At 69.9% G+C, this 8,890-nt stretch carries 8 protein-coding genes; all 8 read right to left on the reverse strand.

What is annotated here, in order from left to right; all coding sequences use genetic code 11:
- Positions 1-15 precede the first annotated feature (15 nt).
- Entirely contained in the window at positions 16-576 is a 561-nt protein-coding gene (gene nuoI / locus VFN12_RS09015) for an NADH-quinone oxidoreductase subunit NuoI (RefSeq protein WP_325118312.1), read from the reverse strand.
- Complete coding sequence (gene nuoH, locus VFN12_RS09020; RefSeq protein ID WP_325118313.1) at positions 576-1,913, reverse strand: NADH-quinone oxidoreductase subunit NuoH; 1,338 nt, start codon at positions 1,911-1,913, stop codon at positions 576-578. The genes nuoI and nuoH overlap by 1 nt, the downstream gene beginning before the upstream one ends.
- A complete protein-coding gene (locus VFN12_RS09025) occupies positions 1,910-4,297 on the reverse strand; it encodes an NADH-quinone oxidoreductase subunit G (protein ID WP_325118314.1) in 2,388 nt (795 codons plus the stop codon). The genes nuoH and VFN12_RS09025 overlap by 4 nt, the downstream gene beginning before the upstream one ends.
- On the reverse strand, positions 4,294-5,619 hold the full coding sequence (gene nuoF, locus VFN12_RS09030) for an NADH-quinone oxidoreductase subunit NuoF (RefSeq protein ID WP_325118315.1): 1,326 nt from the start codon (positions 5,617-5,619) through the stop codon (positions 4,294-4,296). The genes VFN12_RS09025 and nuoF overlap by 4 nt, the downstream gene beginning before the upstream one ends.
- Positions 5,620-5,709: 90 nt before the next feature.
- Positions 5,710-6,369, reverse strand: a complete 660-nt coding sequence (nuoE, locus tag VFN12_RS09035) for an NADH-quinone oxidoreductase subunit NuoE (protein WP_325118316.1) — start codon at positions 6,367-6,369, stop codon at positions 5,710-5,712.
- On the reverse strand, positions 6,366-7,700 hold the full coding sequence (locus VFN12_RS09040; RefSeq protein ID WP_325118317.1) for an NADH-quinone oxidoreductase subunit D: 1,335 nt from the start codon (positions 7,698-7,700) through the stop codon (positions 6,366-6,368). The genes nuoE and VFN12_RS09040 overlap by 4 nt, the downstream gene beginning before the upstream one ends.
- Positions 7,697-8,434: an NADH-quinone oxidoreductase subunit C gene (locus tag VFN12_RS09045; protein ID WP_325118318.1), complete on the reverse strand. Its 738-nt coding sequence runs from the start codon at positions 8,432-8,434 to the stop codon at positions 7,697-7,699. Before VFN12_RS09045 ends, VFN12_RS09040 begins: the two co-directional genes overlap by 4 nt.
- 82 nt (positions 8,435-8,516) lie before the next feature.
- The coding region (locus VFN12_RS09050; RefSeq protein WP_325118319.1) for an NADH-quinone oxidoreductase subunit NuoB at positions 8,517-8,890 on the reverse strand (374 nt) is incomplete at its 5' end.

An 8,890-nucleotide genomic window follows, 5' to 3' on the forward strand; every position in this document is an offset into this window, starting at 1 on the left:
CGAGGAGCCAGAAGGTCATGTCGTCGCCTCCGTGCTCTCGGCGGCATGCGGTTGGGAGAAGTTCCCGCGGTAGTAGTCGCCCTCGTCGTCGCCGAGCCGCATCTCGTGGGGCGGCTGCTCCATGCCCGGCAGGAGCGGCGCGAGCAGGTCGGACTTCTCGTAGATGAGGTCGGCGCGGTTGTCGTCGGCGAGCTCGTACTCGTTGGTCATTGTCAGGGCCCGCGTCGGGCAGGCCTCGATGCACAGCCCGCACAGGATGCAGCGCAGGTAGTTGATCTGGTAGACGCGGCCGTAGCGCTCACCGGGGCTGAACCGCTCGTCCTCGGTGTTGGAGGCACCCTCGACATAGATCGCATCCGCCGGGCAGGCCCACGCACACAGCTCGCAGCCGATGCACTTCTCCAGGCCGTCGGGCCAGCGGTTGAGCTGGTGCCGCCCGTGGAACCGCGGCGCGGTCGGCAGCTTCTCGAACGGGTACTGCTCGGTCACGACCTTCTTGAACATGGTGCGGAAGGTGACTCCGAACCCCGCGATGGGGTCCCAGAACTGCTCCCGCATGCTCTTCTCGTCGGCCATCAGGATCCGCCTCCTTGGTTGCCGGCAGCGGTGGTCACGGGCTCGTCCCGCCGGAATGTCAACGCCTGCGCGGGGCCTCGTACGGCGCCGCCCTCCGGCATCGGCGGGACGGGGTAGCCACCGGCATGCGAGTCGGTCGGCGCGGCGGCCGACTCGGGCTCGTTCTCCGCCTGCTCCTTCTCACCCACGAAGAAGAGGACCACGAACAGCACGGCCAGCACGCCGATGCCCCCGAGCAGGTACTGGGTGTCGATGCCGCCCTCGAGCCGGACGGAGCGGATCGTCGCGACCGCCACGATCCACAGCAGCGAGATGGGGATCAGGCGCTTCCAGCCGAAGTGCATGAACTGGTCGTAGCGGAGCCGGGGCAGGGTCCCGCGCAGCCAGATGAAGATGAAGATGAAGAACATCACCTTGCCGAAGAACCACAGCAGCGGCCAGTAGCCCTCGTTGGCGCCGGGCCAGATGTGGACAACCCCCCAGGGTGCCGCCCAGCCGCCCAGGAACAGTGTGGTGGCCAGCGCCGAGACCGTGGCCATGTTGATGTACTCGGCGAGGAAGAACAGGGCGAACTTCAGGCTGGAGTACTCGGTGTGGAAGCCGCCGACCAGCTCACCCTCGGCCTCGGGCAGGTCGAACGGCGCCCGGTTGGTCTCCCCCACCATCGAGATCAGGTAGATCACGAACGACGGAGCGAGGATCAGCGCGTACCAGAAGTCACCCTGGGCCTCGACGATCCCCGACGTCGACATCGACCCGGCGTAGAGGAACACCGCGACCAGCGCGAGCCCCATGGCCACCTCGTAGGAGATCATCTGCGCGCTGGAGCGGAGCCCCCCGAGCAGGGAGTACGTTGACCCGCTGGACCAGCCGCCCAGGACGATGCCGTAGATGCCGACCGAGGCGATCGCCATCACGAAGAGGACCGCCACCGGCATGTCGGTGAGCTGCAGGGGCGTGGTGATGTCGGTGAACGGGACCTCCACCTCGGGCCCGAACGGGATCACGGCGAAGGTCACGAAGGCGGGGATCGTGGCGATCACCGGGGCGATGAGGAAGACGACCTTGTCGGCCGCCTTCGGGATGATGTCCTCCTTGAGCGCCAGCTTCACCCCGTCGGCGAGGGACTGCAGGAGGCCGAACGGTCCGTGCACGTTGGGACCGATCCGGTGCTGCATCCGGGCCACGACCCGGCGCTCGAACCAGATGTTGAACAGGGTGAGCAGCACGAGGACGAGGAAGATCAGCACGGCCTTGACCAGCACCAGCCACCACGGGTCCTGCCCGAAGGCGGACAGGTCGTCGCCGGTCGTGGCCAGGGGGACGATCGAGATCACGAGTTGCCTCCCGTCACGGTGACCCGGCTCCCGGGTGAGGCGAGGTCTGCCAGCACGCCGCGCTTGAACGAGTTCGCCGGGACCCAGACGGTCCCGTCGACGATGTCGGCGATCTCCGCCGGCAGGGTCACCGAGCCCCGGTCACCGGTCAGCGTCACGATCGGGCCCGCCGCGTCGTAGACGGCCGCGGAGACCCGGGCCACCGGCATCCGGCCGGTGGCACGAAGGTGCTCGTCGCCGTCCTGCATCGTGCCGTTGTCGATCATCTGCTTCCAGGTCGACAGGGCCAGGCCGTCCGTGGACCCGCCGCCGGCCGGGACGTCGTCGCGGGCCAGTGTCGCCCGGTCGCCGTCCCAGCCACCGAAGTCCTCCATGTGGGCCCGAGCCTCGTCGACGGTGCGGAAGCCGAGCGGGTGTCCGACACCGAGCGCGCCGAGCTCCTCGGCGATGCCGGCCAGGACCCGCAGGTCCGGCAGCGAACCGGGGTTGCCGAGGATGGCGTCGAACGTGCGGAGCCGGCCTTCCCAGTTGACGAAGGTGCCGGCCTTGTCGGTGGTCGGGGCGACCGGCAGGACGACGTCGGCGGCGCGGGTCACGTCGGTCTCGCGCAGCTCGAGGGACACGACGAACCGGGCGGCGTCGATGGCGGCGCGGGTCGCGGCCGGGTCGGCGGTGTCGTCGGGGTCGACGCCACCGATGACGAGGCCACCGAGCTCGCCGGCGACGAGCGCGGCGACGATCGCGTCGGCGTCACGGCCCGCGGTGCCGGGCACGGAGTCCACGCCCCACGCCGCTGCGGCGTCGACGCGCGCCGAGGCGTCGGCGACGGGGCGGCCGCCCGGCAGCAGGTTGGGCAGGCACCCGGCCTCCAGGGCGCCGCGGTCTCCGGCGCGCCTCGGGACCCAGGCCAGCCGGGCTCCGGTCTTCTGCGCGAGTGCGGCGGCGGCGGTGAGCGCGCCGGGCGCGGTGGCCAGGCGCTCGCCGACCAGGATGACCGCGGTCGTGTCGATGCCGAACTCGGCGTGCTCGACCATGGCGTCGAGCGCCGCGGCCTCCTCGCCGGGGACGGTCGGCACCAGCTGCCCGTTCATCTTCTTCAGGCCACGGCTGGCGTACGGCGCCACGGAGACCACGCGGGTCCCTCGCCGCGACGCCTTGCGCAGCCGCAGGAAGATCGCACCGGCCTCGTCCTCGGGCTCGAACCCGGCGAGGACCACGGTGGCCGCGGCCTCCAGGTCGGCGTAGGTCACGTCGCGGCGGAGCACGACCTCGCTCGCGAGGAAGGACGCCTCCTCCGCGGACAGTGGCCGCGAGCGGAAGTCGATGTCGTTGGTGCCGAGCGAGAGCCTGGCGAACTTGCTGTAGGCGTAGGCGTCCTCGGCGGTCACCCGGCCACCGGTGAGCACGGCCGAGCTCCCGGCGTCGCGCAGGCCCCGGGCGGCCACGGCGAACGCCTCCGGCCACGACGCCGGACGGAGCTCGCCCTCCTCGTCGCGCACCATGGGGTAGCGGAGACGGTCGTCCGCCTGGGCGTACTGGAAGGCGAAGCGGTCCTTGTCGGTGATCCACTCCTCGTTGACCTCGGGGTCGTTGCCCGAGAGGCGGCGCATCACCTTGCCGCGCCGGTGGTCGACGCGGATCGCCGAACCACAGGAGTCGTGCTCGGCGACCGAGGGCGACGAGACGAGGTCGAACGGACGGGAGCGGAAGCGGTACTCGGCGCTGGTCAGCGCCCCCACCGGGCAGATCTGGATCGTGTTGCCCGAGAAGTAGGACTCGAACGGTTCCTTCTCGTAGATGCCCACCTGCTGCAGGGCACCCCGCTCCACCAGGGCGATGAACGGGTCGCCCGCGATCTGCTCGGAGAAGCGGGTGCAGCGCGCGCACAGGACGCAGCGCTCGCGGTCGAGCAGGACCTGCGCAGAGATGTTGATCGGCTTGGGGAAGGTGCGCTTGACACCCTCGAACCGGCTCTCGCCCCGACCGTTGGACATGGCCTGGTTCTGCAGGGGGCACTCACCGCCCTTGTCGCAGACCGGGCAGTCGAGCGGGTGGTTGATCAGCAGGAACTCCATGATCCCCTGCTGCGCCTTGTCGGCGACCTTGCTGGTGGCCTGGGTCTCCACGACCATGCCCTCGGCGACCGGGAGGGTGCACGAGGCCTGTGGCTTGGGGAATCCTCGGCCGTTGCCCGCGTCGGGCACCTCGACGAGGCACTGCCGGCAGGCCCCCACGGGGGCGAGCAGCGGGTGGTCGCAGAACCGGGGGATCTCCACGCCGATCTGCTCGGCGGCACGGATGACCAGGGTGTCCCTGGGGACGCTGACCTGGACGCCGTCGATGGTCAGGGAGACCAGGTCGGTCTTCTCCGGGGTGGTCGTCATGCGTTGGCTCCGGCGGTCGCGCTCTGCTGGTGGGAGAAGGCGGTCGAGGCGGCCGGGTCGAACGGGCAGCCGCCGTTGCGGAAGTGGGCGAGGTACTCGTCGCGGAAGAACTCGATCGAGCTGGAGATCGGGGCGACCGCACCGTCGGCCAGGGCACAGAACGACCGGCCCATGATGTTGTCGCACTGGTCGAGCAGCAGGTCGAGGTCGGCCTCGGTGCCCTCGCCCCTCTCGAGGCGGCCGAGCACCTGCACCAGCCACCAGGTCCCCTCGCGACACGGAGTGCACTTGCCACATGACTCGTGCTTGTAGAACTCCGTCCAGCGCAGGACCGCACGTACGACGCAGGTGGAGTCGTCGAAGAGCTGGAGCGCGCGGGTGCCGAGCATGGAGCCGGCCTCGCCGATGCCCTCGAAGTCGAGGGGCACGTCGAGGTGCGCGTCGGTCAGCAGCGGGGTGCTCGACCCGCCGGGGGTCCAGAACTTCAGCTCGTGGCCCTCACGCATGCCCCCGGCCAGCTCGATCAGCCGCCGCAGGGTGATGCCGAGCGGCGCTTCGTACTGTCCGGGCCGGTTGACATGGCCGGAGAGCGAGAAGATGCCGTATCCCTTGGACTTCTCGGTGCCCATCGAGGAGAACCACCCGCTGCCGTGCTCGATGATGCTCGGCACCGAGGCGATCGACTCGACGTTGTTGATCACCGTGGGGCTGGCGTAGAGGCCGGCCACGGCGGGGAACGGCGGGCGCAGCCGCGGCTGGCCACGACGGCCCTCGAGGGAGTCGAGGAGCGCGGTCTCCTCGCCACAGATGTAGGCACCGGCGCCGGCGTGGATCACCAGGTCGAGGTCGTAGCCGGTGCCGTGGATGTTCTTGCCCAGGTGGCCGGCCAGGTAGGCCTCCTGGACGGCGCGCTGCAGACGGCGTACGACGTGGAGCACCTCGCCGCGCACGTAGATGAACGCGTGGTTGGCGCGGATCGCGAAGGAGCTGATGATCACGCCCTCGATCAGGGTGTGGGGGCTGGCCATCATCAGCGGGATGTCCTTGCAGGTGCCCGGCTCGGACTCGTCGGCGTTGACGACGAGGTACTTCGGCTTCGGGTTGTCCTGCGGGATGAAGCCCCACTTCATGCCGGTCGGGAACCCGGCGCCGCCGCGACCGCGCAGACCGGAGTCCTTGACCTCGGCGACGACCGCCTCGGGCGTCATCCCGAGCGCCTTCTCGAGGGCGCCGTAGCCTCCGCGCTCCTCGTAGGCCGACATCGTCCAGGAGCGCTCCTGGTCCCAGTTGTCGGTGAGGACGGGCGTCAAAGTGTCAGCCACGAAGTGTCCTCTCCCCGGTTGTTGAGGAGGTTTCGAGACGCGCGCTGCGCGCGCTCCTCAACCCACGGCTTCGCCCGTCTCGAAACACGGTCACTTGCCACCCCCGGGCGCGGTCCAGTCGTTCTCACGGGCGATCTCCAGCCCGACCAGGCTGGCGGGCCCGGCGGCCGGACCCTCGTCGGCGAGGTCGTCGGGGAAGCCGGCGAGCACCCGCTCGGCCTCGCGCCAGGTGCACAGGCGCGGGCCCCGGGTGGAGCGGACCTCCTTGCCCTCGCGCAGGTCGTCGACCAGCTGGGTGGCCGACTGCGGGGTCATGTTGTCCATGAACTCCCAGTTGACGGTCATCACCGGGGCGTAGTCGCACGCGGCGTTGCACTCGACGTGCTCGAGGGTGATCTTGCCGTCTTCGGTGGTCTCGTCGTTGCCGACGTCGAGGTGCTCCTTGAGCCGCTCGAAGATCACGTCGCCGCCCATCACCGCGCACAGCGTGTTGGTGCAGACGCCGACGTGGTAGTCACCGACGGGCTTGCGCTTGTACATCGTGTAGAACGTCGCGACGCCGCTGACCTCGGCGGCGGTGATGCCGAGGACGTCGGCGCAGGCCTCGATGCCCTCCGGCGTGATCCGGCCCTGCGCCGACTGCACCAGGTGCAGCATGGGCAGCAGGCCGGAACGGGCCTCGGGGTAGCGGGCGGCGATCTCGTGCAGCTCCGCGCGGGTCTTGTCGTCGATCTCGCTCGACTCGCTCATCGGTCGACGCCTCCCATCACCGGGTCGATGGACGCGATCGCCACGATCACGTCGGCGACCATGCCGCCCTCGCTCATCACACTGGTCGCCTGCAGGTTGGTGAACGAGGGGTCCCGGAAGTGCGCGCGGAAGGGGCGGGTGCCGCCGTCGGAGACGACGTGGGCACCGAGCTCACCGCGCGGGGACTCGACGGGGACGTAGGCCTGGCCGGCGGGGACGCGGAAGCCCTCGGTGACCAGCTTGAAGTGGTGGATCAGGGCCTCCATCGACTCACCCATGATGTGGCGGATGTGGTCGAGGCTGTTGCCCATGCCGTCGCTGCCGATGGCGAGCTGGCTCGGCCAGGCGATCTTCTTGTCGCCCACCATCACCGGCGCATCCTCGAGGCCGGCCAGCCGGTCGGCGGCCTGCTCGACGATCTTGAGCGACTCGCCCATCTCGGCGAGGCGGACCCGGAACCGGCCGTAGGAGTCGCAGGTGTCCCACGTCTGGACGTCGAACTCGTAGGTCTCGTAGCCGCAGTAGGGCTGGGTCTTGCGCAGGTCCCAGGGGTAGCCGGTGCTGCGCAGGGGTGGGCCGGAGAGCCCGAGGGCGAGGCAGCCCGCGAGGTCGAGGTGGCCGACGTTCTCCAGCCGGGCCTTGAAGATCGGGTTGGCGTTGCAGAGGGCGGCGTACTCGGCGAGGCGCTTCTTCATCAGGGCGACGAAGTCGCGGATCTCGTCGAGCGCGCCCGGCGGGAGGTCCTGGGCGACGCCGCCCGGGCGGATGTAGGCGTGGTTCATCCGCAGCCCGGTGATCAGCTCGAACAGGTCGAGCACGAGCTCCCGCTCGCGGAAGCCGATGGTCATCACCGTGAGCGCACCGATCTCCATGCCGCCGGTGGCGATGCACACGAGGTGGGAGGAGATGCGGTTGAGCTCCATCAGCAGGACGCGGAGGACCTGGGCCTTCTCCGGGATGTCGTCCTCGATGTCCAGCAGCCGCTCGACGCCCAGCGCGTAGGTGGCCTCGTTGAAGAACGGGCTCAGGTAGTCCATCCGGGTGCAGAACGTCGTGCCCTGCACCCAGGTGCGGTACTCCATGTTCTTCTCGATGCCGGTGTGGAGGTAGCCGATACCGCAGCGGGCCTCCTTCACCGTCTCGCCCTCGAGCTCGAGGATCAGCCGGAGCACGCCGTGGGTGCTCGGGTGCTGCGGGCCCATGTTGACGACGACCCGCTCCTCGGCCCCCTCGCCGAGGTCCTCGGAGATGGAGTCCCAGTCCTGCCCGGTGACCGTGAAGACCTTGCCCTGGGTGGTCTCGGAGCTGCCGGCGTAGACGTCCTGAGTCATGAGTACGACCTCCGCTCGTCCGGCGGCGGGATGCTGCCGCCCTTGTACTCCACGGGGATGCCGCCCAGGGGGTAGTCCTTGCGCTGCGGGTGGCCGGGCCAGTCGTCGGGCATCAGGATCCTGGTCAGTGCCGGGTGGCCATCGAAGATGATCCCGAACATGTCGAAGGTCTCGCGCTCGTGCCAGTCGTTGGTCGGGTAGACGCCGACGATGCTGGGGATGTGGGGGTCGGCGTCGGGAGCGCTGACCTCGAGCCGGATCCGGCGGTTGTGGGTCATCGACAGCAGGTGGTAGACCGCGTGCAGCTCGCGACCCTCGTCGCCGGGGTAGTGCACCCCGCTGACCCCGGAGCAGAACTCGAACCGCAGCGCCTCGTCGTCGCGCAGGAGCCGGGCGACGGACGGCAGGTCCTCGCGCCGGACGTGGAACGTGATCTCGCCGCGGTGGATCACCACCCGCTCGACCGCGTGCTCGAGCCCGTCGTCGCCCAGCCGCGCCTCGAGGGCGTCGGCCACCTCGTCGAACCAGCCGCCGAAGGGACGCTGGCTGGTGGCCGGGAAGACGATCGGGTCGACCAGACCGCCGTACCCGCTGGTGTCGCCCGAGCCCCGGGCCCCGAACATGCCGCGGCGTACGCCGACAGCGTTCTCGGTGGTGGTTCCGGCACGGACGACGTCCTGGGTGCGGGTGCCCCGCTCCTTGTCGCTCCCCTGTTCCTTGTGCTCGTCGCTCACCGGCTCGATCCGTTCGCTCGCAGCTCGAGCGCAACCTCACGGTGGCTCGTCGGGTGCAGGCCGATGCGCTCTCTCGCTTCGCTCACCGCAAGAGACCCTTCATCTCGGACGTGGGCGGGGCGGCGAGGGCGGCCGTCTCGCGCTCGACGATCTGGTCGCGACGGTTGCTGCCGAGCTTGCCGGCCTTGACCTGGTCGTGCAGCTTGAGGATGGCGTCGATCAGCATCTCCGGCCGCGGCGGACAGCCGGGCAGATACATGTCGACGGGTACGACGTGGTCGACGCCCTGGACGATCGCGTAGTTGTTGAACATGCCGCCGCTGCTGGCACAGACCCCCATCGCCAGCACCCACTTCGGCTCGGGCATCTGGTCGTAGATCTGGCGCAGGACCGGCGCCATCTTCTGGCTGACCCGGCCGGCGACGATCATCAGGTCGGCCTGGCGGGGGCTGGCGC

The organism is Nocardioides sp., assembly GCF_035703625.1.
Lineage (GTDB): Bacteria > Actinomycetota > Actinomycetes > Propionibacteriales > Nocardioidaceae > Nocardioides.